Genomic DNA, 24,405 nt, shown 5'->3' on the forward strand with positions numbered 1-24,405 from the left:
ACGCCCGGTGCCAGCCGATTTCCCGGATCAGCGCAGGTGCCGGGCGAAGAATCGGACGCTGCTGTCCAGCTCGAATTCCGGGAGCTCCCCATGCCGGCCGGGGTTGGCGTGCAGCGTCTTCTCGGCCGAGGCCAGGGCGTCGAACAGCGCCAGGCCCTGTGCGCGGGGCACCCGCTCGTCGTCCCACTGCAGCAGGAACTCCACGGGTACGGTGATCCGCGCGGCGGACCCGGCCGATGCCGACGCCCCGCCCAGGCCCAGCACGGCCGCGCGTACCCGGGGCTCGGCGGCGACGAAGGGAACGCCGAGCCCGCAACCCAGGGAGACACCCCAGTAGCCCACCGGGCCGGCGCCGACGTGGTCGAGTTCCTGGACCGCGTCCAGGACCGCCCGCCACTCCGGGACGGTCCGGCGAGCGACGAGCGCCTGGAAGCCGGCGATGAGCGGCGCGAGCTCCTCCCCGGCCTCCACCCGGGCCTGGTTCTCGCGCGCGATCCGGTCGTACTCCGCGTCCTCCGGCCGGTCGCCGTGCGCGGGGACGTCGGCCGCGACGACCGCGAAGCCGCACTCGGCGACGAAGCGGCGGGCGAGGGCCACGATGTCGGGGGCCCGCTTGTGCCGGCCGCCGCCGTGTCCGATCAGGATCAGCGGACGGGTGCCGCCGACGCCGACCGGCGTCCACAGCACGCCCGGAATCCCGCCGGGGGTCTTGCCCGGGGTCTCGGACGAGGTCTCGCCCGGGATCTCGTCGAGGGTGAAGAGTTGTTCGCGGACGCCGTCGGACGACGTCTCGGAGGTGAAGCGCATGGTGTCGAGCCTTTCGGGATGCCTCTTGCGGGCACTCCCTAGACCACGCGAGGGAGGGAGCCCCGAGTCACAGCGTTGATCGGTCTCACCTCCTCAGTTCGCGGCAGCGCACGGCGACGCTATCACGCCGGATCCGGCGCCCGGCCGGCCATGTGCTCCTGGTCGCCGCGTCGCAGAGCGCACCGTGCAGTGCGGCCCGGTATGCAGCCTGCGCCGGGACGCCGAGCGTCGCGGCGAGCGCGTACTCGGCCGACAGGTCCGTGTCGAACAACGCCGGGTCATCGGTGGAGATCGAACAGCGGACGCCCGCGGCCGCGAGCCGCCGCAGCGGGTGATCGGCCGCCGTGCTGATCCGCAGGCGGATGTTCGAGGTCGGGCACACGTCGTGTCACCGATCGGCGGGTACCGGCTCGGCGAGAGCGAGGCGACCCGCTCGTCACACCGGCCGGTGGCTGCCGTTGGTCGAGCGACCCGGGACCGGACCGGGGTGCACCGGACCGATGATGTGGGGCCCTGGTCTGTTCTGGTCAGAGGCGGCTCCGGCGTAGCTGGGCGGTGATCGCGGGGTCGGTGATCTTGTGGTCGGCGGCCAGCATGATGGCCTTGGACAGGATCACGGAGAGCACCGGGTCGTCGTCGAAGGGCAGGGCGACCTTCCTGGCCCTGGCGCGGTCGGGGACGATGCACAGGTACGCGTCGTCGGGTTCCATCAGGATGTTGGCCGAGCCGAGGTGGATGCGGTATGCGCCGAGCCTGCCCTGCACACGCAGGAAGCGGTCCTGCAGCTCGCAGCGGGGACCGATGACCAGGCTGGGCAGCAGGCGGGCCAGCGCGTCGCGGCGCATCTCGCCGCCCGGGGTCAGGCCGGCGAACGCGGCCCGCCGGCGGTAGTCGTCGAAGCGGTCCTCGCCGCGGTCCTGCCAGTCGTCGTCGGCGGCGATCGAGGTGACGCCGACGAACAGGTCGACGTCGCGCATGGCCTCGCTGAACACCAGCGGCGGCACCTCGGCGAGCGGGGTGATCGCCCACCTCCGGCCGTCCCGCCGGGCGAAGCGGACCTGGTCGGTCGCGCAGTACGGCAGGTCCCAGGTGCTCGACTCGACCCAGTCGTGGAAGAAGACGGCCTGCCACTCGCCGCCGCCGAGCTCCTTCTTCGCCTCACCGTGGTAGCCGTCGCTCCAGCCGCCCAGATAGTTGGCGGACCAGCCGCGCTCGCGCATCAGCGCGTTCGCCTGCCGGTAGTGCAGGATGTGCGCGGCGAACCGGTTGGAGTAGGTGCTCGTCTGCTCCTCCGCCGGCGTCAACCGGTAGACCTCGCGGAACGCCTGCTTGACCGGCTGCCGCAGCTCGGCCGCGAGGATGCGGCCGCGCCAGCGGGCCACCTCGGCCGAGCCGACGAGCGCCGGGTGCCAGAGCCGCACCCGCCAGTCCTCGCCCGGCAGGGAGTCCAGATCGGACAGGGTCCAGCCGTCGGCGGTCCGCTCGGGCAGCCCCGACGTCCAGGTGGTGCCGTCCGGCGAGGCCTGCCAGATCAGGCGCCGGGCGGTGGCGCCGGTGATCGGGTGGTCGAGGTATCGCCGCGCCCAGGTGGCCCGGTTCCAGACCCGATCCTGCGAGAACAGGCCCTCCACGCGGAGCCGCTCCACGCTCAGCGTCCGGTTGATCTCGGTGACCGAGCGGCGTGCCGGGCCCACCGAGTCCTTCCAGGCGGGCGGCACGGCACTTAGCGCAACCCCGTTCCCGTACGCCCGCAGGCGTGCCCGGCCGGCGTCGATCGCCACGACGGCTTCCTCGCCCTCGCCCATGCTCCAGGTGCGCCGGCCGTCGCGGTCGAGGCCGTGGTCGTCCACCGACAGCTCCAGCGCCTCGCCGGGCGTCCAGCCGCGCTCCCGGCCGATCCGCTCCAGGGCGGTGCGGATCCGCGGCAGCAGCGACCTGCTGCGCACGGTGAGGCTCAGCCGGGCCAGTGTCTGCACCGGAGCGTCGCCCGGGCGCTGTGCCAGCACGTCGACCACGGCGGCCGCGGCCTTGGGCGCGACGAGCCGAGCGCTGCCCCGCCGGACCGGCGTGGCCACCGTGGCCGCGACGTCGCAGAGCAACGCGGTGGTCTGGTCGCCGGGGACGCGCGACCGCAGCCAGACCAGCCCGCGCAGCAGCGCGTCGACGTAGTCGTAGACCGGATCGGCCCCGCTGCGGTAGGCGCCGAGCAGGAGTCCCAAGGCCTCCTGCGCCTGCGGCGCGGCGGCCAGCCGCTCGTCGGCCTCGCGCAACCAGGCCTTCGTCGGCGCCGGTGTGGCCAGCTCGGCGGCGAACCGGAACACGTCGTGGACCTGCGGGTCGGCCAGCAGCGGCCGAAGGCCGTCGGCGTCACCGCGGGCATGGCGCACCGCGATCGACAGGTCGGCGGGCACTCCCCGGTTGAAGTGACCGAGCCCGGTGCCGTAGAGCCGGGCCAGCCGGCGCAGTCCGTCCGCCGCGCCGACGTCGGTCTCGTGCAGCGCGGCGAACGCAGTCGCCAGTCGATCCTCGAGACCGTCGAGCTCGGCGTGATCGAGCGCGGCGGTGATCAACGCCGGCACCCAGAACGGGGCGTCCGAGATGGTCCTCAGCGGCTCCTTGCGCAGCAGCAGGCGCAGTGCCCATTCCAGGTCGTCCCTGGTCCAGGGTGTGTCCAGCACCTCATCGACCGCCAGGGCGCGGCCGAAGTAGCCGAAGTAGGAGGAGTCGTGCCGCACCACGAACTCGTGGACGAGCCGCAGCGCCTGGCGGCGCACCTCGCCGTCCCGACCGACCAGCACGTGGCCGCTCTCGCCCCCGATGATCTGATCGGCGAGCGCCCGCGCCGCGTCATCCCGCTGGTCGCCCATCAGCCACCGACCAGCGGCGTCAACCTGATGAACGCCACGGCGTGCGCGCGCTCCAGGTCGATGACCTCGTCCAGATCCTCTATCTGCCGATCACCGGCGATCATGACGAACGCATTGCTCGCGAACCCGGCGCACGCGGCGTCGGCCTGCGCCTCCCAGTCCAGCCGCGGGCGGGCCGGATCGGCCGGCCGCACCAGCCCGCGGAACGAGTCGTGCCGCGCCGGTGCGGCGTTGAACCGGGCCACCTCCTCACGCACCCGCAGGCGCACCAGTTCGCGGGCGCTCACCCTCGCCGGCAGGTCCGGCAGCACCCACTCACCGATGGCCCGGCCGGCCATCGTCTCGTCGCGCACGACCACCTCGGCCATGAACCCTCCCCGTTGCGTGTGCGCCAGATCATGCCGGGCGGGTACGACAATCCGCCGTCCGGCTCCACCGCGGAGGTTCGGCGCAAATGCGATTACCTCGGCGGAGACGAACTGCCCGAAACGCACCGAGCCTGGCACCGGGGATGCCGGAACAGAAGTCGGCCACTGCAGACGATCAACCGCCGTACCGAACCATTTCGACCGACGGCCGTTTCCGATTCACGGAGCCCTTGATCGCTTTTAAGGCTCTCTTATGAAAGCCCGGGCTACGTTCCTGCCGTCAGTGGGTCCGACGAGCCGATCGAGGTACGCATGTTGCCAGTCATGGTCGCCGACATGGACGCGGGACGGCGTCCGCGGCAGGCGCGGTCGATCGACCGGTTGGTGGGGCGGAAGCTGGAGTACGTGCGGCTCGGTCACGCCATCGTCCTGAGCTTCTCGGGCCGCTGTCAGGTGCTGATCGAGACCCTCACCCGCCTGGACGGGCCGGGTGGCCGGGTGGACATCGAACCGGGCGAGAATCCCTCGGACGTCCTCGCGGTACTGCTCGGCGACGTCGTCCGGGAGGCGTGGACGCGGGACACCGGCGAGCTGCGGATCACCTTCGCCAGCGGGTCGGAGCTGTCGGTCGGCGTGGACGCCGACTTCGAGTCGTGGGCGGTCGCCGGTCCGGACGGCTACCTGATCGTGTGCCTGGCCCGCGGCGAGATAGCCGTCTGGGGCGATGCGGCGCCGCCCCGGCGGGTGCCCTGACGCCTGCCGTGCGCCGTCCCGCCTCGCCGGCGGCCGCCGGCGCCCACCCACTGCGCCCGGTCGCCGAGCTGACGATCCACGTGAGATCGCCCTGCCGCCGCCTCCGATAGCGGCGGTCCCGACTCTGCGATCGTGGGTCTGGTCCGGGAGGCGAATGGTGGGCCGGCGGACGGATGCCGCAAATGGAGCCCGGCGTAGCGAATTCGTCCGGCATTGCGATCACGGATTACGATCATGGCATGCGTCTATTCTCCGGCCAGCCGGCCAAAGCCTTCAGCAAGCAGATGATCAAGGAAGCTCTGACGGCGCACGGTATCAACTTCCTCGTCGACGACGATGGTGAGCTCGTCACGACGGTCCAGGGCAGCCCCGCCTTCTTCTTCCGCGTCGGCCAGCTGGGCGAGATGCTGCAGCTGCGGGTCATGGTGATGCCGCCGTTCGACGTGGACGACGTGCCCATGCTGTACCGGTTCTGCAACGGGTGGAACCACGACAACCTGTGGCCCAAGGCGTACGTGCACGTGTCCGACAACGGGCTGGTGAACGTCGTCGGCGACTACGTCGTCGACTGGGAGAAGGGCGTCACCGCCGAGCAGTTGGAACACGCGCTGATGTGCGGGCTGGTGGGCGGCGGTCAGCTGGTCGACAGCGTCGCCGAGCTGCGCGACGCACCCAAGGGCTGAGCCCACAGGGTCACGGTGCCATGCTGGGGTCATGCAGAGCGTGTACGAGGCCGCGGGCGGTGGCGAGGGCATGCTCCGGCTGGCCGGGGCGTGGCACCGCCGGGTGATGGCCGACGAGATCGTCGGTCACGCGTTCAGCCACGGCTTCCACCCGCGACACACCGAGCGCCTCGCCGCATACTGGGGCGAGGCCCTCGGCGGGCCCACCGCGTACACGGACTCCTACGGCGACGAGACCTCGGTCGTACGGATGCACAGCGGCAACGGCCGGCACGAGGAGATGGACCTCCACACGATCGCCTGTTTCGACCGGGCCCTGGCGGATGCCGGGCTCTCGGTGGAGCCGCTGCGCCAGGTGCTGCACGACTACTTCGCCTGGGCGACCACGACGACGATGGCGCGCTACCCCGAGTCTGCCGCCGACGTACCCGCGGGCCTGCGCATCCCGCGATGGACCTGGGACGGCCCGCAGGCCTGAGCCGGGCCCGCCGGGCGTCGTCCGCGGTGGTCGTCAGACCATGGTCGGGTGCCGCGGCTCGTAGAGGCCGAGTTCACCGCCGCCGGGCAGCCGCACCGCGGTGCGAAGCCCCCACCGCTCCTCGGTGACCGCGACGGTGAACTCGACGCCCTTCGCGGACAGGTCCGTCATGGTCGCCTCGAGGTCGTCGCACATGAGATAGAGCTCGTGCACGGGCTCGCCGTCGGCCGGGTGCATGGCGAGTTCGGCCGGTGGGAGCTTGAAGATGAGCCAGCCGTGGCCGGCGTCGACGTGCGGGTAGCCGAGCGTGTCCCGGAAGAAGGCACGGTCCGCGTCCGCGTCGCGGCTGTAGATGATCACGTGAGCGCCATTGATCATCTACCGACCATACTGCCGGGGACCGGCGTGACAGCCCGATCCCGCCAGAAGGCGGCGCCTACTCGCCGGTCGGTCCGCCGGCGAGTTCGGCGACGATGTCGAGGTGCCCGAGGTGGCGGGCGTACTCCTGCAGGAGGTGGAACAGCACCCGCTCCAGCGGCGGCGGTTGCGCGCCCTCCCATCGCGGACCGGGCGCCCCGACGGCCGTCAACTCGCTGCCGAGGATGGCGTCCCGGGTGTGGTCGCCCTGCGCACGCAGCGCGGCCAGCAGGTCATCGCGGGTCTCCTCGGGCGCGACGTACCACCGGTCTCCGCGCCGGTCTCCCCACGGCTCGCCGACGTCGCGCCCCTCGAACCCCCACTCGATCCAGCGCAGCTCGACGTACCGCAGATGCTTGAGCAGCTCCAGCGGCGTCCAACCGGACGGCAGCCGGCTGCGGCGCAGCTCGTCGGCGGCCAGGGCGGACACCTTCGACAGCACCGAGTCGCGGAAGAAGTCGAGGTAGCGCAGGAACACCTCGGCGCGCCCCGCCGCGGGGACCATCGGAGAGGGGAACGGCATCGTCATCACACCATTGTGCGGGTACCGGCCCCGGTTCAACCGATCAGCAGCAGTGACTTGCCGATCGTGGTGCGCGCGGCCAGCGCGCGGTGTGCGTCGGCGGCCCGCTCCAGCGGATACGTGGCGCCGATCGCCGGCACCAGGCGTCCCTGCGCCCCACGCTCCAGTGCCAGACCGAGATATTCGCGTACGGTCGCAGGGTCCGGCGGGCCGTCCAGCAGCGGGGCGTGCACCCGGATGCCGCGGCGAGCGGCCGACTCGGGGTCCGGGGCGGCGAAACCATCGGCGGTGCCGTAGGTGACGAACCTGCCGCCGTCGGCGACCGCGTTCAGCGCGGCCGTGCCGAGCGGTCCACCCGCGCCGTCGTAGACCAGCGCGGCGCCGCCGCCGGTCGCCTCGCGCACCCGGGCGACCCAGTCCGGGCGCGTGTAGTCGACGACGACCTCCGCACCCAGCTTGCGGGCCAGCGCCAGCTTTGCGTCGCTGGACGCGGCCGCCACCACCCGGGCGCCGGCCTCGACGGCCAGCTGGACCAGCAGCGATCCGGCACCGCCGGCGGCCGCCGAGACCAGCACCCATTCGCCCTTCTCCGGCCCGCCGAGCCGGTCCATCAGCAGCGCCGTCGCGCCGTCGTGCATCAGCGCCGCCGCAGCCTCGGTGGACAGCCCGTCCGGCACCGGCACGATCGCACCGATCTCCGCGACGACCCGTTCCGCGTACCCGGCCTCGGCGCGCACGACCACGCGGCGGCCGATCCACGCCGGGTCGACCCCCTCGCCGGCCTCCACCACGGAGCCCGCACCGCCGCCACCCGGCACGTACGGCGGCGTCCGCGGAAAGAAGTCCTGGCCCCAGCCGCTGCGCAGCAGGGTGTCGAGGAAGATGACGTCCGCGGCCGCCATGCCGACGACGACCTGGCCGGGCCCCGCTACCGGATCGTGCAGCTCCGCGGGGGTCAGAACCTCCGGGCCGCCGAACGAGGCCACCTGAATCGCGCGCATACGGAACACCCTTCACCTGGGACAGCGTCCCGGCCAGTGTTCAAGTTCAACCGAGGTTGAGGTCAAGCCGTCGCCCGTGCGGGTGTTTCGCGGTGCCGGGCCCCGACGGTTATGGTCCGTTGATGACGCCTGACCTCGCCGCGTGGGAGGCGTGGAGTCCGCGGGTGATCGCCGACCGCCTCGCCGGCATCGAGCCGCCCTGGTGCGTGGCCGCCGGCTGGGCGCTCGATCTGTTCTCGGCGTGCAGACCCGCCCGCACGGCGATGTGGAGATCGCCGTTCCGTCCGCAGGGTTCGACGGGGTCGCCGCCCGCTTCGACGACTGCGACTTCTATTCCGTGCACGACGGCAAGGTCAAGCCGGCCACGGCGGAGACGATGCGGGTCAGCCATCAGACGTGGGCGCTCGAGAGGGCGACCGGCCGGTGGCGTCTCGACGCGTTCCGGGAGCCGCACGACGGCGACGTCTGGATCTTTCGACGCGACGGCCGCATCCGCAGGCCGTACGTGGAGATCATCCGGCGGACCCCGGAGGGGATTCCCTTCCTGGCGCCGGCGATCGATGTGGACGGGTGACGGCGTCCAACACACGTCTCCCGCCAGGCGCTGGAGTTCTCCTGGCGTAACTCCGAGCTGATCGAGGGCGACCTCATCGAGGCCGTCGCGCGGCGCGAGCCGGTCTAGCAGAGGGTTCCCGGACTCGGACCTCCCGGCGCGCGTGCCTGCGGTCGGCCGGGCCCTGAACGGGATGAGCGGGCCGTCCACATCGAGAAACGCCAGCGGGCGTTCAACCCCGGACGGCCGTCATCCCCCGGACCCTACCGAACGCACCCACCGCCGGAGCGTTCGCGTGAATGCGGCGCCCTTCATCGCCCGGTCTGGTATGACGTCCCGCGGCCCGGCCGACCTGTCGAATCGGGACCTTCGGCCCCTGCGGTTCCGGCAGGATCGGAGTGCAGTGGGGTCCGGATCACGTGTCGAGACGCAGCGGCACGCCGCGGGCGCAGACGTGATCACAAGGGTCACGGGCTGGGGGAACGAGGCACATGGGCGCGACCGATGGTGCGGGACGGGCGCTGCTGGCGGTGGGCGGGCTGGTGCGGCGGGCGGAGGTGTCCGCCGACGGTCGGACGCTGCATCAGATCGGCGGGCGGGAGGCGGACGCGTTCTACCGGGACCGTTGGTCCTACGACAAGGTGGTGCGCTCCACGCACGGCGTGAACTGCACCGGGTCGTGCTCGTGGAAGGTGTACGTCAAGGACGGCATCATCACCTGGGAGCAGCAGCAGACCGACTATCCCAGCGTCGGCGCGGACCGGCCGGAGTACGAGCCGCGGGGCTGCCCCCGCGGTGCGGCCTTCTCCTGGTACACGTATTCGCCGACGCGGGTGCGCTACCCGTACGCGCGGGGTGTGCTCGTCGAGATGTTCCGCGAGGCCAAGGGGCGCCTGGGCGGCGACCCCGTCGCCGCCTGGGCCGACATCCAGGCCGACCCGGCGCGCCGGCGCCGCTACCAGCAGGCCCGCGGCAAGGGCGGACTGGTGCGGGTGAGCTGGGACGAGGCGCAGGAGCTGGTAGCCGCCGCCCATGTGCACACGATCGCGCGGCACGGACCGGACCGGGTGGCGGGTTTCTCGCCGATCCCGGCGATGTCGATGGTGTCGCACGCGACCGGTGCCCGGTTCCTTTCGTTGATCGGCGGGTCGATGCTGTCGTTCTACGACTGGTACGCGGACCTGCCGGTGGCGTCGCCGCAGATGTTCGGCGACCAGACCGACGTGCCCGAGTCGGGCGACTGGTGGGACGCCTCGTACCTGGTGATGTGGGGTTCCAACGTCCCCGTCACCCGTACCCCGGACGCGCACTGGATGGCCGAGGCCCGCTACCGCGGGCAGAAGGTCGTCGTGGTGTCGCCGGACTACGCCGACAACGTGAAGTTCGCCGACGAGTGGCTGCCGGCGCAGCCCGGCACCGACGGCGCCCTCGCGATGGCGATGGGCCACGTGATCCTCAAGGAGTTCTTCGTCGACCGGAGCACGCCGCGGTTCGCCGACTACGTCTCGCGGTTCACCGACCTGCCGTACCTGATCACGCTGGAGCCGGTCGACGGCGGCGGCTACCGGCCCGGCAAGTTCGTCACCGCCGCCGATCTGGGGGAGACCGGCGCCGAGGCGGCGTTCCGGCCCGTGGTGTGGGATACCGCGACCGACGCGCCGGCGGTGCCGAACGGGTCGCTCGGGGACCGGTTCGGCGAGGCCGGGGCCGGCAGATGGAACCTCGATCTCGGCGCGATCGTTCCCCGGCTCGGCTGCGCGGGAGGCGCCGCGGTGCAGGTGGCGCTGCCGCGCTTCGACAACGACACGCCGGAGCTGATGCACCGGGGGGTCCCGACGGCACGGGTGGCGGGGAAGCTGGTCACCACCGTCTACGACCTGATGCTCGCGCAGTACGGCGTGTCGCGTCCCGGACTGCCGGGGGTCTGGCCCACCGGCTACGACGACCCGGAGGTGCCGTACACCCCGGCGTGGCAGGAACCGATCACCGGTGTGCCGGCGGACGCGGTGGCGCGGATCGGCCGGGAGTTCGCCGACAACGCCGAACGCTCGGGCGGCCGGTCGATGATCCTGATGGGTGCGGGTACGAACCACTGGTTCCACTCCGACACCACGTACCGGGCGATGCTGGCGCTGACGACGCTGACCGGCTGCCAGGGCGTCAACGGCGGCGGCTGGGCGCACTATGTCGGGCAGGAGAAGTGCCGGCCGGTGACCGGCTGGTCGCATCTGGCCTTCGCGCTGGACTGGGTACGCCCGCCGCGGCAGATGATCGGCACCGCGTTCTGGTACCTGCACACCGACCAGTGGCGCTACGACCAGTACAACGCCGAGGTCCTCACCTCGCCGCTGGCCAAGGGCGAGTTCACCGGCAGGCACACCGCCGACCTGCTCGCCAAGTCGGCGCGGCTGGGCTGGATGCCGTCGATGCCCACCTTCGACCGCAATCCCCTCGACGTCGCCGACGAGGCCGTGGCCGCCGATCCGGACGACCCCGCCGGCTACGTGGCGCGGGAGCTGGTCGACGGCCGGCTCGGGTTCGCCTGCACCGACCCGGACGCGGAGCGGAACTGGCCGCGGGTGCTGACGGTGTGGCGGGCGAACCTGCTCGGCTCCTCGGCCAAGGGCAACGAGTACTTCCTGCGCCACCTGCTGGGCACGGACTCGTCCCTGCGCGCGCGGGAGACCGCGCCGGACAAGCGGCCGCGGGACGTCGTCTGGCACGACGAGGCCCCCGAGGGCAAGCTCGATCTGCTGCTGTCGCTGGACTTCCGGATGACCTCCACCACGCTCTTCTCCGACGTGGTGCTTCCCGCCGCCACCTGGTACGAGAAGCACGACCTGAACACCACCGACATGCACCCGTTCATCCACGCCTTCACCCCGGCGATCAGCCCGCCGTGGCAGACCCGCACCGACTTCGACGCGTTCCACGGCATCGCCAAGGTCTTCTCCGAGCTCGCCGGCCCGCGCCTGGGTGTACGCAAGGACCTGGTCGCGGCGCCGCTGCTGCACGACACACCCGACGCGATGGCCACGCCCGGCGGGGTCGTGCGGGACTGGAAGACCGGCGAGGCCGACGCGGTCCCGGGCCGGACGATGCCGAAATTCGTCGTCGTGGAGCGCGACTACGGCGCGATCGGCGCGAAGTTGGGCGCGCTCGGGCCGTTGCTCGACCGGCTCGGCACCACCACCAAGGCGGTCACCGTCGACGTCGGTCCGGAAGTCGAATTCCTCAGGCAGGTCAACGGAACCGTGCGCGGCGGCGTCGCCGACGGCCGGCCCCGCCTGGACACGGACATCCGGGCCTGCGAGGCGATCCTCGCCCTGGCCGGCACCACCAACGGCCGGGTCGCCACCGAGGGCTTCCGCTTCCTCGAACGGCGTACCGGGCGGAAGCTGGCCGACATGTCCGCCGAGCACGAGGGCAAACAGATCCGCTTCGCCGACTGCCAGTCCCGGCCGGTGCCGGTGATCACAAGTCCGGAGTGGTCGGGCAGCGAACACGGCGGGCGCCGCTACTCGCCGTTCACCATCAACGTCGAGCGGCTCAAGCCGTGGCACACCCTCACCGGCCGGCAGCACTTCTACCTCGACCACGACTGGATGCAGGAGCTCGGCGAGGAGCTGCCGGTGTTCCGGCCGCCGCTGGACATGCACAAGCTGTTCGGCGAGCCGCGGCTGGGCGGCAACGGCGAACTCGAGCTGACCGTCCGCTATCTGACCCCGCACTCGAAGTGGTCCATCCACTCCGAGTACCAGGACAACCTCATCATGCTCACCCTGTCGCGGGGCGGGCCGACGATGTGGATGAGCGAGGCCGACGCGGCGAAGATCGGCGTGACCGACAACGAGTGGATCGAGGCGGTGAACCGCAACGGCGTCGTGGTCTGCCGCGCCGTGGTGACCCACAAGATGCCCGAGGGCACGGTGTACGTGTACCACGCGCAGGAGCGGGTGATCGATGTGCCGAAGGCCGAGGTCAACGGGCGTCGCGGCGGGATACACAACTCGCTGACGCGGCTGTTGATCAAACCGAGTCACCTCATCGGCGGCTACGCCCAGCTGTCGTTCGCGTTCAACTACCTCGGCCCGACCGGCAACCAGCGTGACGAGGTAACCGTCATCCGCCGCCGATCGCAGGAGGTCGAGTACTGATGCGAGTCATGGCCCAGATGTCGATGGTGATGAATCTCGACAAGTGCATCGGCTGCCACACCTGCTCGGTCACGTGCAAGCAGGCGTGGACCAACCGCTCCGGCGTCGAGTACGTGTGGTTCAACAACGTCGAGTCCCGCCCCGGGCAGGGCTACCCGCGCACGTACGAGGACCAGGAGAGGTGGCAGGGCGGCTGGACCCGTACCCGCACCGGGCGGCTCAAGCCCCGCGCCGGCGGCCGGATCAGGAAGCTGCTCAGCATCTTCGCCAACCCGAAGCTGCCGGCCATGCAGGACTACTACGAGCCCTGGACCTACGACTACGAGCACCTGCTCACCGCGCCCGCCGGCGGCACCGATACGCCCGTCGCCCGGCCGAAGTCGCTGCTCACCGGCGAGGACACCAAGGTCACCTGGTCGGCCAACTGGGACGACTCCCTCGCGGGCGGCAACGAGATCGCCGCCGGCGACCCGATACTGCGCAACCTGTCCGATCAGGTACGCCAGGAGTACGAGAAGGCGTTCCTGTTCTTCCTTCCCCGGATCTGCGAGCACTGCCTCAACCCGTCCTGCGCCGCGTCGTGCCCGTCGGGGGCGATCTACAAGCGCGCCGAGGACGGCATCGTGCTCGTCGACCAGGACCGCTGCCGGGGCTGGCGGATGTGTGTCACCGGCTGCCCGTACAAGAAGATCTACTTCAACCACCGCACCGGCAAGGCCGAGAAGTGCACGTTCTGCTTTCCCCGCATCGAGATCGGGCAGCCCACCATCTGCTCCGAGACGTGCGTCGGCCGGCTGCGCTACCTCGGCCTGATGCTCTACGACGCCGACCGGGTCGGTCCGGCCGCGGCCGTCAAGGACGAGCGCGCACTGTACGAGGCACAGCGGTCGGTGTTCCTCGACCCCAACGACCCCGAGGTCGCCGCCGCGGCCCGGGCGGCGGGCATCCCGGACGACTGGATCACCGCGGCGCAGCGGTCACCCATCTGGGATCTGATCATGAAGTACGAGGTGGCGCTGCCGCTGCACCCGGAGTACCGGACCATGCCGATGGTCTGGTACATCCCGCCGCTGTCCCCGGTCGTGGACATCCTGCGCGACACCGGCCACGACGGTGAGGACCTGAACAACCTGTTCGGCGCGGTCGACGCCCTGCGCATCCCGGTCGACTACCTCGCCGGGCTGTTCACCGCCGGCGACCCGGGCCCGGTGACCTCGGTCCTGCAACGCCTCGCCGCGATGCGCGCCTACCAGCGGCGGATCAACCTCGGCGAGGAACGCGACGAGTCGCTCGCCAGCGCCGTCGGCATGACCGGACAGCAGATGGACGACATGTACCGCCTGTTGGCCATCGCCAAGTACGAGGAGCGGTACGTCATCCCGGCCGCGCACGCCGAGGACGCACACCAGCTCGAACAGCTCGCCACCGAGTGCAGTCTCGACTACGAGGGCGGCCCCGGCATGGGCGGCGGCGGTCCCTACGGCCAGGGACCGTTCGGCGAGTCCTCCGGTACCCCGGCGCCCATCGGGGTCGAGACCTTCCACATGCTGCGCGAGCGGCAGACCGCCGACTCGGTCGCCGCGCCCGAGGACCGGGAGGCCCGGGTCAACCTGCTCAACTGGGACGGCAAGGGCCGCCCCGACGGACTGTTCCCGCCGAGGAAGGACGGAGGCGAGCCGTGACGGCGACCAGCGAGGCCGCCGAACCCGGCGTGGCATGCGACGCTGAGCCGGCCTGGCGGGCCGTCGCCGCCCGCGCCGCGTCGCTGCTGCTGCGCTACCCGGACCAGGACATGCTGGCGATCCTGCCGACCCTGACGGCCGCACTCGACGGCCTGCCGGCCGCCGTCGCCCATCCACTGCGCCTGGTCGCCCACGACCGTGGCCACACCGATCCGGCGCGGCTCGTCGCCGCGTACGTGGAGCTGTTCGACTTCCGCCGCCGCTGCTGCCTGCACCTGACCTATTACACCGCCGGCGACACCCGCAAGCGCGGTGAGGCCCTCGTGCTGTTCGCCGCGGCGTACAAGGCCGCCGGCCTGCGCGTCGTCGACGGCGAGCTGCCGGACTACCTGCCGGCCGTGCTCGACCTCGCGGCCGCCGCCGACGACGGGTGGCGGCTGCTGCGGGAGAACCGCGTCGGCCTCGACCTGCTGGCCAAGGCCCTCGACACCGAGGACTCCGTCTACCGCCACGTCATCGAGGCCGTCCGGGCGATGCTGCCGCCCGCGCGGCCGGGCGACGTCGCCGCCGCGATCCGCCTGGCCCGGACCGGGCCGCCGGTCGAGCAGGTCGGGCTGGAACCGTTCGGCCCCGTCGACACCACCGGAGGTCGCCGATGAACACCCTGCTGTGGGTCGTCTACCCGTACCTGGCCGTCGGCGTGCTCGTCGGCGGGCTCGTCTGGCGCTACCGCTACGACAAGTTCGGCTGGACCACCCGCTCCTCGCAGCTGTACGAGTCGGCGGTGTTGCGCTGGGGCAGCCCGATGTTCCACTTCGGCGTACTCATGGTCCTCGTCGGGCACATCGGCGGGCTGCTCGTCCCCAAGTCGTGGACCGAGGCGGTCGGCATCACCGAGCACGCCTACCACCTGACGGCCGTGTTCGTCGGCACCGTCGCCGGATGCTGCACCCTGATCGGCATGGCGATCCTCATCGCCCGCCGCCGGCTGACCGGCCCGGTGTTCGCCGCCACCACCAGGAACGACAAGGCCATGTACCTGGTACTAGCCACGGTGATCGTCCTCGGGCTGCTGGCGACGGTGCGGGCCAACGTCATCGGCGACGGCTACGACTACCGCGAGACCGTCGCGCCGTGGTTCCGCTCACTGTTCTACCTCAGCCCCGATCCGCAGGTCATGGCCGGCGTACCGGTCAGCTTCCGGATCCACGTCATCGCCGCGTTCGCGCTGTTCGCGTTCTGGCCGTTCACCCGCCTCGTGCATGCCTTCAGCGCGCCCGTCGGCTATCTGACCCGCCCGTACGTCGTCTACCGCAGCCGCGACACCCGGCCCGGCCTACGCCCGGCACGTCCCGGATGGGAGGGCCCGCCGCGCGCGCCGGCCTTGCGTCCCAAGACCGGCCGGCTCGACTCCCGGGGTCGGCGATGACGACGACCGTCAAGTCCGGCCCCGTGACGACGACGGGGCATGCGGCCACGCTGAACCTTGCGCTGGCCACCGCCGGATTCATGGTCAACTTCTGGGCGTGGGCGCTGCTCGGCCCGCTCGGCCCCGGCGTCAAGGAACGCCTCGGTCTCAGCTTCGCCGCACAGTCCCTGCTCGTCGCCGTGCCCGTCGTGGTGGGTTCGCTCGGCCGGATCCCGGTCGGCGCGCTCACCGACCGGTACGGCGCCCGGATCATGTTCCCGGTCGTCAGCCTCGCCACCATCGTGCCGGTGCTCACCCTGACCGTAGTGTCGACGTACCCGGCGCTGATCGTCACCGGGTTCTTCCTCGGCATCGGCGGCACCTCGTTCGCCGTCGGCGTGCCGCTGGTGTCCGGCTGGTACCCGCCCGCGCGCAGGGGCTTCGCCATCGGCGTCTTCGGCATCGGCATGGGCGGCACCGCCATCGCCAACTTCACCACCGTCAAGCTCGCCGAGGCCTACGGGATGAACACCCCGTTCCTGCTCGTCGCCGCGATCCTCGCCGGCTACGCCGTGGTGGCGTTCCTGTTCATCCGCGATGCGCCCGACCGGCAGCGGCCTGCGGGCTCGGCGTTGGCGCGCACCGCCGCGGTCGGCCGGCTCGCCGTGACCTGGCAGCTGTGCTTCCTCTACGCCGTCGGCTTCGGCGGCTTCGTCGCCTTCAGCGTCTATCTGCCCGCGTACCTGGGCACCGTCTACGGTCTGACCGCCAACGACGCCGCGCTGCGCACCGCCGGCTTCGTCGTCCTCGCCGTCGTCGCCCGGCCGATCGGCGGATGGCTGTCCGACAGGTTCCACCCGGTGCCGGTACTCGTCTGGTGCTTCGGCGGTACCGCCGCGTTCGCCGTCGTCCAGGCGTTTCAGCCGGCGCTGGTGCCCGTCGCCACCATCGCCTTCCTCGGCCTGGCGGGCCTGCTGGGCGCGGCGAGCGGCGCCGTGTTCGCCCTCGTCGGCAAGGTCGCCCCGGCCGACAAGGTCGGTACCGTCACCGGTGTCGTCGGCGCCGCCGGCGGGCTCGGCGGCTTCGTGCCACCCCTGATCATGGGCTGGGTGTACGGCATCGAGGGCTCCTACGCCATCGGACTCATGCTGCTGTCCGACGTGGCCCTCGCGGCAGCCGTCTACACCGCCGTGAAGATGAGCGGCCTTGCGCGCCGCCCCGACGCCGGCTGAGGACCGCGTCAGCCCAGGGCAAGCTCCAGCCAGACGCGGTAGGCCGTGGGCACGATCAGCGCGGACAGGAACACGATGGCCGCGGCGAGCAGCCCCAGCACGACGCCGGCCGCGGGTACCGGGGTCCGGGCCGGCCCGGCGATCGCCGGTTCACCGGCGGTTTCCGGGGGGCGCCGGGCCCGGTACCGGCGGTGCAGAGCGGCGACCGCGCTGCCGGTGACCAGGGCGGGAACCGCGACGAGGACGGCCTGCAGCATTATCCAGTGTGCGCGGGTGCTGAGCCGCCGCACGGTCGCACCGTCGAGGCACGACGAGTTCGGCGGCGAGGTCCCCGCGACGTCGGCGTAGCAGGCGACCGGACCGGCGACGTAGGTGACCACGGCCGCGGCGACGACCGTCGTCAGGCAGGCGGTCAGTACGACCAGTACCGGCCGGTGCGGCCCGCGGCGGGTCGCCACCGCGGTCATTGCGACGGCGACGGCGACGGAGGCCAGGGCGAGGGTGGCGTTGTCGTAGACGGTGACGAAGGGGACTCCGCCGTCGTCCGCCGCCCGCACCCAGCCGGGCAGCACCCGCCTGGTCGCGAACGGAAGCGCCGCAACGGCGACGGCCAGGCCCGTCCCGCAGGTCGCGGCGCAGATGAATGCCGGGCTCAGCGGGTACCGCGGGCGGCGGCCGAGACCGGCCAGCACGGGTACCAGCCACATCAGCATCAGGCCGGGCAGCGTGAACGGGTTGAACACCAGCAGATTCATGGGCCCGTAGTCGGCACCGGTGATCGCCGTCGTCCATGCGTACCATCCGATCTGCGCGCCGGCCGCGGGCGGGCCGCCCCACCCGTCGGCGAAGCCGGCCTCGAGCTGGGCGGCGCGCAACCACACGGCGAACCAGACCGCGCCCACCAGGACCGTGATCGCGACGATGGCCGGCATCGCCCAGCGTGGCGGGTCGGGCCGGCCGAGCACGCCCCGGGTCGCCGACGTGGCCCAGACGGCCAGGAACACCGCGCCGATCGCCAGCACCGACGTCGAGACGAGCGATGACGACAGGCCCGTCGACAGTCCGGAGGCGGCCGCCTCACGCAGGTTCAGCAACGATCCGGCCAGGTAGCCGCCGACCATGGCGACGGGGTACAGCAGCCACGTCCGCCACGACGGCGTCGCCGCCGGATCCCGCGCCGTGGTCCGCCAGATCGCGGCGGCGAGCAGCCCGGCCGCCGGCCCGCCCACGACCAGCCCCACCGCCGACACGGCCAGACCGCTGTCGACCAGGATGATCGTGCCGGCCAGGAGGCCGACGTTGGCGCAGACCACGCCGGCCGCGATGCCGACGCCGGCCGGCTCCCAGAAGCCGGCCGTGGACAGCAGGCCGGGGTCGCGGACCGCGTCCAGGCGGCGCTGCGGGTGTGGGTGGGTGCCCCATCGGCGCCACGCCGGCGGTGCGGGCAGCCGGCCGAGCACCGTGGAGAGCGCGCTGCCGGCGCCGTCGACCGCCGCGGACGTCGCGTCCGCATGGGTCTCCCTGACCCGCAGGATGGCGTTGCGGGTCAGGTACACCATCGCGGTCAGCGCGGCCAGGGAACCGAGCCGGTGCGCGTCGCGGACCGGGTCGACCGCGAACGGGAACTCGTCCCAGCGCCAGTCCAGCGGCGCCGCGAGCAGGCGCGGATGCAGCATGAGTACGAGGTACGGAAGCAGCACGACGACGGCGAACGCCCTCCAGATGCCGACCGCGAAGTAGGTCTTGTCCACGTCCCGGTTGCGCAGGTGAGCCAGCTCGTGCAGCACCACGGCGCGGAACTCCGCGGGCCTCGTCGCCCGCAGTACCACCAGCCCGGCGTCGATCTGGACGTACCGGTGCCACGGAAGACCGAACGCCTGGCCGCCGGCGGTTGCGGCGTACGGCGCGAGTCGCCAGTCCGGCGTGCGGGGCAGCCCCGTCTGTCGACTGAGCCGGTCCAGGTCACCGACCAGGGAGCTCTGCCGATCGGCCGTCAGCCGCCTGAGCCGCCGTCGTCGGACGATCCACCACGGATGCGTGAGGTAGACGGCGGTGGCCGCGCCGAACAGCAACACCAGGCCCACGCCGACGAATGCCGCCCAATCGAGCATGACCGGATTCGTGCACGCCTGCAGGCGCCGGCTGGCCGCGTTGATTCTGTCGACGTCAGCCGCGGCCAGCGCCGACTGGCGGCCGGGGTCGGCCAGGCACGCATCGATGGTCCGGCTGAGGCGGGCCGCCCTGTCCGGGAGGAGGAGATAGATGCTGATGAGGGCGAGTCCGCTGGTGGCCACCACGGCGGCGATGAGCAGCAGGAAGCGCAACAGCGATGCGGTCGGCGCGGTGCCCGGACCGCGGTCGGCCGCGGTCGGCATCACGATCCGTCGCGCGTCCGGCCCTGCCCGGCGACGGCGGCGGCGATGAGCTCGGCCTGGTCGGCGGGCACGCCACCCTTGAGCGCGACCCGCTGGACGATCTGCCGGACCTGCGACCACTGCTCGGCGGTGAGCACGAGCTCCGGCTCCGGGCCCGGTCTCCCGGCCGGGCCCCGCCTGAACAGCCGCCGCAGGGCCGCGGCGGTGACCCTGGTGCCCTGCGCGGCGGCGCTCTCCACCAGGTAGCGGACCGTCTCGTTCATCGCCGCGAGCAGCACCGGCGTGAGCAGCACGGTCAGCTCCGGCAGGCCGAACGCCAGCGGCCCGATGGCCTTGTCCCGGTCCCGGCGGGTGAACCCGTGCGGATCGGCGAAGTACGCGTCGCTGAGGACCAGGAACAGGTCGCCCTGCTCGGCGGGGGAGAACTCCGCGACCAGCGGCTCCGCCAGCTCGCGTACCAGCTTCTCGTCCAGATCAGCACTCATCGGGTACCTCCGGCGCAACGGATCCCAGGCGCATCAGCATAGTCAGTGCTCGATGGGTACCGCCGTCGTCCGAGCGGGGTCACCTCCTGTCGCTTTTCATCTGCCGGGAGTGAGGCGGTGTCCGTTTTGCCGGGCCATTGTCATCGGTGGACAGGAAGATCGGCCGGATAGGGGACGAGCATGGCTATCGACACGTTCATGGTCTTCGTCGGGGTGTACCCCAACGTCGCAGCCGCCGAGGCGGACTACGAGCTGGTGAAGGACCTGCATACCGAGGCGAGGCTGATCGACGCCTACGACGCCGCCGTGGTGGAGCGGCGCACCGACGGCAAGACGAAGATCGTCAAGAAGCACGAGACGCCGACCCGGGTCGGCGGGGTGCTGGGCGGCGGGGTCGGGCTCGCCACCGGCCTGGTCGTCGCGCTGTTCCCGTTCGCGGCCATCGGCGGCGGCCTGCTGGCGGCGACCGCGGCCGGTGGGGCCGTGCTCGGGTCCGTGGCGGGCCATGCGGCGGCGGGGATGAGCCGCAAGGACCTCAAGGACCTCGGCGAGCATCTCGACGAGGGCCAGGCGGGGCTGGTGGTCGTGGCGGTCTCCGACATGGGCGCCAAGGTCGAGCGGGCCATGAAGCGCGCGGCGAAGGTGGAGGCCCGCCGGCTCGAGGCGGACACGGCCGCGATCGAGCAGGACGCGAAGAACGCCAGCGCCGAGTAGGCCGGGAACCGGGCATCAGCGGGGGAGCGGCGCCGGAATCCCGGTGCCCGCCCCGCCGATGATCCGCCCTTCCGGCCGGTCCGGAAACCATCCCAGCCGGATGAGGAGCGCCCGCCACTTTCGGGTGACTCTTGGCGGGCATGCCGGTGGGACCCACCCTGCCGACACTGCGAGGGGGCACCTCAGTGACCAACGGCACCAGCATCATCGAGCAGAATCCGTCCGAGACGACCGGCGGGCAGCAGACCTGGTACGCACGGGACCCCGCCGCCGTGCTGACCGCGCTGGGCAGCGACGCCGGGCACGGGCTGAGCCGCGCCGAGGCGGCCGCCCGGCTGTCGCGGTACGGACCGAACCAGATCGCCCGCGAGAAGCCGCCGTCGGTGTGGGCCATCACGCTGCAGTTGTTGCGCGACCCGATGAACCTCATGCTGATCGCCGTCGTGGCGGTGAGCCTCGCCATCGGCGAGGTGTCCACGGCCGTCATCGTCGGCCTGCTCATCGCGCTGAACCTGATCCTCGGCGTCCGCCAGGAACTGACCGCGCGGGCCAGCGTGGACGCCCTGTCGAGGATGCAGGTGCCCGAGGCCCGGGTGCTCCGTGACGACGAGACGGTGATCGTCCCAGCCGTCGACCTGGTGCCCGGCGACGTCGTGCACCTCGAGGCCGGCGACCTGGTGCCGGCCGACGGGCGCCTGCTGCGCGCGGCCACCCTGGAGACCCAGGAGGCCGCGCTGACCGGGGAGAGCGCGCCGGTGGCCAAGAACGCCGCCACCCTGCCGCCCGGTGACGTCGCGCTCGGCGACCGCGCCAACATGGCGTTCCAGAACACCTCGGTCACCCGCGGAACGGCCGCCATGGTGGTCACCGAGACCGGGATGCGCACCCAGATGGGCCAGATCGCGACCCTGCTGACCGGGGTGACCCGGACGCGGTCGCCGCTGCAGCGCGAACTCGACTCGCTCACCAAAGTGCTGGGCGTGGTCGCCTGGACGGCGGTCGCCTTCATCGTCGTGGTGGGCTGGCTGCGCGGCATGGGGCTCGACGAGCTGATGCTGCTGGGCACCGCCATGGCCATCTCGGCCATCCCGACCGGCATGCCGGCGTTCGTCTCCGGCCTGCTGTCCGCCGGCGCCAAGGACCTGGCGCAGGCCAAGGCCGTGGTCAAGAACCTCACCGACGTGGAGACGCTGGGCGCCACCAGCGTGATCAACACCGACAAGACCGGCACCCTCACCATGAACGAGATGATGGTGTCGGTCATCTACGCCGACGGCACCTGGTACTCCGTCGAGGGCGAGGGCTACCGCAAGTCCGGCCGGATCACGTCGGTCGCCGGTACGCCGGTGCCGGACTTCACCCGGCTGGCCATGGGCGTGGCCCTGGACAGCGACGCCACGGTGCGCGACGACGGCGCGGTGGTCGGCGATCCGACCGAGGCGGCCCTGGTGGTGCTCGCGGCCAAGCTCGGCGTCGACGCCGAGGAGACCCGGCGCGCCTATCCCCGCCTGGCCGAGGTGCCGTTCGACTCCGACTACAAGTTCATGGCCACCTTCCACCGGATCCAGGTGGACGGCACCGAACGCGTGATCGAACTGGTCAAGGGCGCGCCGGACGTCGTGCTGGCCCGCTGCGGCTGGGCCGGTGGGCCGCTGAGCGACGCGCGGTCGCCGATCGCGGACGCCCGCGGCGCCGTCGAGGCGGCCAACCAGCGCATGGCCGGCCGGGGCCTGCGGGTGCTCGCGTTCGCCGCGCGGTTCATCGAGCCGGACGAACTCCCGGCGGTGGCCGCCGACCCGATGTCGCTCACCGAGGGGCTGGGCTTCGTCGGCATGGTCGGAATCGTGGATCCGCTGCGCGCCGAGGCCAAGCAGGCCGTCGCGATCGCGCTGCGCGCCGGCATCGACGTCCGGATGATCACCGGCGACCACGCGGTCACGGCGCAGGCCATCGGCGAGACGCTCGGCCTCGGGCCGGGCGGGATCAGCGGTCCCGAGTTGCAGGCCCTCTCCGACGAGGAGTTGACCCGGCGGTTGCCGCAGCTGCACGTCTTCGGCCGCGTCTCGCCGCAGGACAAGCTGCGGCTCGCCCGCGCAATGCAGGAGCAGGGCCTGATCGTCGCGATGACCGGCGACGCGGTCAACGACGCCGCGGCGCTGAAGCAGGCGGACATCGGCGTGGCGATGGGCAGCGGCAGCGAGGTCACCAAGCAGGCCGCCCGGATGATCCTCACCGACGACAACTTCGGCACGCTCGTGCACGCCGTCGAGATCGGCCGGCGGGTCTACGACAAGATCGTGGCGTACGTCCGGTTCCAGATGACGCAGCTGCTGGGGCTCGTGCTGCTGTTCGTCGCGGCCACCGCGTTCAACATCAACCAGGGCGTGGCGCTGACCCCGTCGATGGTGCTCTACCTGCTGTTCTGCGCGACCGTGGTCGGCGTGATCATCATCGCCGTCGACCCGGGCGATCCCGAGGTCATGAAGCGGCCGCCGCGCGATCCGCGGGTCACCATCACCAACCGCGGCGCCGTCCTGCTCTGGCTGCTCTACGCCTCCGTGCTGTTCGTGGCCGCCCTGGTGCCGCTCGTCGCCGGCCCGGACGAGCCGAGCACGACCGCACCCAGCGCCGCGCTGACCATGTCGTTCGTGGTGATGGGGCTCGGCACGGTCTGCAACGCGCTGACCAACCGCCGGGACCCGGCCACCGGACTGGGCCCGCCGATCCTCAAGGCAACGGCGATCGGCCTCATCACCGTCTTCCTCGTCGCACTGGCCACCCAGGTCGACTACCTGCGGCACAGCATGCTGACCCAGCCGCTGACCGGCCCGCAGTGGCTTGCCTGCCTGGGGCTCGCGCTGGCGCTGCCGGCGGTCGTCGAGACGGTCAAGTGGATCCGTCGCTCGCGTTCGCCCCGGGCGGAGCTCGACGTCCGCCGGGCCGTCGAACCGCAGCGCGCGCGGCCGGACGACGCGACGGCAGCCGGCTGATCAACGAAGGAGCGACATGGGCAAGCACCAGCCGACCACCGACCACCGGGCCGACGAGACCGGCCTGCTGGCCGAGTTGGTGTCCGGTGGGGACGGCGAGAAGCCGCAACCCCCGATGAAGCGCAAGAAGTACCTCAGCGAGCTGCGCCGCCTGCACGGCGAGCTCGTCGCCATGCAGGAGTGGGTGAAGAGCACCGGTGCGAAGGTCTGCATCCTCTTCGAGGGACGCGACACGGCCGGCAAGGGCGGCACCATCAAGGCGATCACCGAGCGGGTGAGCCCCCGGGTGTTCCGGGTGGTCGCCCTGCCCGCGCCGAGCGAGCGCGAGCGGTCGCAGCTGTACCTGCAGCGGTACGTGCCGCACCTGCCCGGCGCCGGCGACGTGGTCATCTTCGACCGGAGCTGGTACAACCGCGCCGGCGTCGAGCGGGTGATGGGTTTCTGCGAGGAGGACCAGGTCAAGCAGTTCCTGAAGGCCGCACCCGACGTCGAGCGGGCCATCGTGGACTCCGGGACCATCCTGCTCAAGTACTGGCTCGAGGTGGGACCCGACGAGCAGACCCGCCGCCTGGAGAGCCGCATCAACGACCCGCGCAAGGTCTGGAAACTGTCCGATCTGGACCTTCAGTCGTACAGCCGCTGGTACGACTACGCCCGCGCCCGCGACGAGATGTTCCGCGCCACGGACACGCCCTGGGCGCCCTGGTACGTGGTGCACAGCGACGACAAGAAGCGGGCCCGGCTCAACGTCATCAGCCACCTGCTGAGCAGCATCCCCTACACCCCGCTGGTGCACCGCGACGTGAGCCTGCCGAAACGGCAGAAGGCGCACGGCTACGACGCCGATCACCTGATGGTCCGGCACATCCCCACGCCGTACTGAGCGGCACGATGCCCCGGGCCGGGGTTCGC

At 71.9% G+C, this 24,405-nt stretch carries 21 protein-coding genes; 12 read left to right on the forward strand and 9 right to left on the reverse strand.

Annotation, left to right across the window (positions count from 1 at the left end):
* Nucleotides 1–27: 27 nt before the first annotated feature.
* The 4 genes from AB0B58_RS40280 to AB0B58_RS40295 form a co-directional block, all read right to left on the reverse strand.
* The gene (locus tag AB0B58_RS40280; protein WP_360235942.1) at nucleotides 28–807 is read right to left on the reverse strand and encodes an alpha/beta hydrolase; all 780 of its coding nucleotides are present in this window, start codon (nucleotides 805–807) and stop codon (nucleotides 28–30) included.
* Between the two features lie 85 nt (nucleotides 808–892).
* Complete coding sequence (locus tag AB0B58_RS40285) at nucleotides 893–1,189, reverse strand: hypothetical protein (RefSeq protein ID WP_360235945.1); 297 nt, start codon at nucleotides 1,187–1,189, stop codon at nucleotides 893–895.
* Nucleotides 1,190–1,334: 145 nt separating this feature from the next.
* Complete coding sequence (locus AB0B58_RS40290; protein ID WP_360235948.1) at nucleotides 1,335–3,674, reverse strand: DUF4132 domain-containing protein; 2,340 nt, start codon at nucleotides 3,672–3,674, stop codon at nucleotides 1,335–1,337.
* On the reverse strand, nucleotides 3,674–4,042 hold the full coding sequence (locus tag AB0B58_RS40295; protein WP_360235951.1) for a hypothetical protein: 369 nt from the start codon (nucleotides 4,040–4,042) through the stop codon (nucleotides 3,674–3,676). The genes AB0B58_RS40290 and AB0B58_RS40295 overlap by 1 nt, the downstream gene beginning before the upstream one ends.
* A 324-nt stretch (nucleotides 4,043–4,366) precedes the next feature.
* Between AB0B58_RS40295 and AB0B58_RS40300 the strand changes: the two genes are divergently transcribed.
* From AB0B58_RS40300 to AB0B58_RS40310, 3 genes are all read left to right on the forward strand, one after another.
* Nucleotides 4,367–4,795 carry a DUF6188 family protein gene (locus tag AB0B58_RS40300; RefSeq protein WP_360235954.1) on the forward strand — a complete coding sequence of 143 codons (429 nt, stop codon included), beginning with the start codon at nucleotides 4,367–4,369 and terminating at the stop codon, nucleotides 4,793–4,795.
* A gap of 239 nt (nucleotides 4,796–5,034) precedes the next feature.
* Nucleotides 5,035–5,478, forward strand: a complete 444-nt coding sequence (locus AB0B58_RS40305; RefSeq protein ID WP_360235957.1) for a YbjN domain-containing protein — start codon at nucleotides 5,035–5,037, stop codon at nucleotides 5,476–5,478.
* A 31-nt stretch (nucleotides 5,479–5,509) separates the two neighbouring features.
* Nucleotides 5,510–5,956, forward strand: a complete 447-nt coding sequence (locus AB0B58_RS40310) for a group II truncated hemoglobin (protein ID WP_360235960.1) — start codon at nucleotides 5,510–5,512, stop codon at nucleotides 5,954–5,956.
* A gap of 33 nt (nucleotides 5,957–5,989) precedes the next feature.
* Here the strand turns inward: AB0B58_RS40310 and AB0B58_RS40315 are convergent, their stop codons facing one another.
* Genes AB0B58_RS40315 through AB0B58_RS40325 form a run of 3 tightly spaced genes read right to left on the reverse strand, consistent with a single transcriptional unit; the run spans nucleotide 5,990 to nucleotide 7,897 of the window.
* The gene (locus AB0B58_RS40315) at nucleotides 5,990–6,334 is read right to left on the reverse strand and encodes a VOC family protein (RefSeq protein WP_360235962.1); all 345 of its coding nucleotides are present in this window, start codon (nucleotides 6,332–6,334) and stop codon (nucleotides 5,990–5,992) included.
* Between the two features lie 58 nt (nucleotides 6,335–6,392).
* On the reverse strand, nucleotides 6,393–6,902 hold the full coding sequence (locus tag AB0B58_RS40320; protein ID WP_360235965.1) for a DUF664 domain-containing protein: 510 nt from the start codon (nucleotides 6,900–6,902) through the stop codon (nucleotides 6,393–6,395).
* 29 nt (nucleotides 6,903–6,931) lie between these two features.
* The gene (locus AB0B58_RS40325; RefSeq protein ID WP_360235968.1) at nucleotides 6,932–7,897 is read right to left on the reverse strand and encodes a zinc-binding dehydrogenase; all 966 of its coding nucleotides are present in this window, start codon (nucleotides 7,895–7,897) and stop codon (nucleotides 6,932–6,934) included.
* Between the two features lie 241 nt (nucleotides 7,898–8,138).
* Here AB0B58_RS40325 and AB0B58_RS40330 point away from each other — a divergent pair, with 241 nt between their 5' ends.
* The 6 genes from AB0B58_RS40330 (at nucleotide 8,139) to AB0B58_RS40355 (ending at nucleotide 16,929) form a co-directional block, all read left to right on the forward strand.
* Nucleotides 8,139–8,471, forward strand: a complete 333-nt coding sequence (locus AB0B58_RS40330; protein ID WP_360235971.1) for a hypothetical protein — start codon at nucleotides 8,139–8,141, stop codon at nucleotides 8,469–8,471.
* 470 nt (nucleotides 8,472–8,941) lie between these two features.
* Nucleotides 8,942–12,607 (forward strand): nitrate reductase subunit alpha, encoded by a 3,666-nt coding sequence (locus AB0B58_RS40335; protein ID WP_360235974.1) that lies wholly within the window; start codon nucleotides 8,942–8,944, stop codon nucleotides 12,605–12,607.
* Nucleotides 12,607–14,289: a nitrate reductase subunit beta gene (narH, locus tag AB0B58_RS40340; protein WP_360235977.1), complete on the forward strand. Its 1,683-nt coding sequence runs from the start codon at nucleotides 12,607–12,609 to the stop codon at nucleotides 14,287–14,289. Before AB0B58_RS40335 ends, narH begins: the two co-directional genes overlap by 1 nt.
* 29 nt (nucleotides 14,290–14,318) lie before the next feature.
* A complete protein-coding gene (gene narJ, locus AB0B58_RS40345) occupies nucleotides 14,319–14,948 on the forward strand; it encodes a nitrate reductase molybdenum cofactor assembly chaperone (RefSeq protein WP_360236030.1) in 630 nt (209 codons plus the stop codon).
* Entirely contained in the window at nucleotides 14,945–15,718 is a 774-nt protein-coding gene (narI, locus tag AB0B58_RS40350) for a respiratory nitrate reductase subunit gamma (RefSeq protein ID WP_360235980.1), read from the forward strand. Before narJ ends, narI begins: the two co-directional genes overlap by 4 nt.
* A complete protein-coding gene (locus AB0B58_RS40355; protein ID WP_360235983.1) occupies nucleotides 15,715–16,929 on the forward strand; it encodes an MFS transporter in 1,215 nt (404 codons plus the stop codon). The genes narI and AB0B58_RS40355 overlap by 4 nt, the downstream gene beginning before the upstream one ends.
* 8 nt (nucleotides 16,930–16,937) lie before the next feature.
* On the opposite strand, the gene AB0B58_RS40360 is transcribed toward AB0B58_RS40355, so the two are convergent.
* Nucleotides 16,938–19,304 carry a M48 family metalloprotease gene (locus AB0B58_RS40360; RefSeq protein WP_360235986.1) on the reverse strand — a complete coding sequence of 789 codons (2,367 nt, stop codon included), beginning with the start codon at nucleotides 19,302–19,304 and terminating at the stop codon, nucleotides 16,938–16,940.
* The gene (locus AB0B58_RS40365; RefSeq protein WP_360235989.1) at nucleotides 19,304–19,789 is read right to left on the reverse strand and encodes a hypothetical protein; all 486 of its coding nucleotides are present in this window, start codon (nucleotides 19,787–19,789) and stop codon (nucleotides 19,304–19,306) included. Before AB0B58_RS40365 ends, AB0B58_RS40360 begins: the two co-directional genes overlap by 1 nt.
* Nucleotides 19,790–19,969: 180 nt before the next feature.
* Here AB0B58_RS40365 and AB0B58_RS40370 point away from each other — a divergent pair, with 180 nt between their 5' ends.
* From AB0B58_RS40370 to ppk2, 3 genes are all read left to right on the forward strand, one after another.
* Complete coding sequence (locus tag AB0B58_RS40370; protein WP_360235992.1) at nucleotides 19,970–20,503, forward strand: hypothetical protein; 534 nt, start codon at nucleotides 19,970–19,972, stop codon at nucleotides 20,501–20,503.
* Between the two features lie 185 nt (nucleotides 20,504–20,688).
* Entirely contained in the window at nucleotides 20,689–23,493 is a 2,805-nt protein-coding gene (locus AB0B58_RS40375) for a cation-translocating P-type ATPase (protein ID WP_360235995.1), read from the forward strand.
* Between the two features lie 16 nt (nucleotides 23,494–23,509).
* The gene (gene ppk2 / locus AB0B58_RS40380) at nucleotides 23,510–24,376 is read left to right on the forward strand and encodes a polyphosphate kinase 2 (protein ID WP_360235998.1); all 867 of its coding nucleotides are present in this window, start codon (nucleotides 23,510–23,512) and stop codon (nucleotides 24,374–24,376) included.
* Nucleotides 24,377–24,405: the final 29 nt, after the last annotated feature.

The organism is Actinoplanes sp. NPDC049118 (assembly GCF_040648555.1).
In the GTDB taxonomy this organism is placed as follows: domain Bacteria; phylum Actinomycetota; class Actinomycetes; order Mycobacteriales; family Micromonosporaceae; genus Actinoplanes.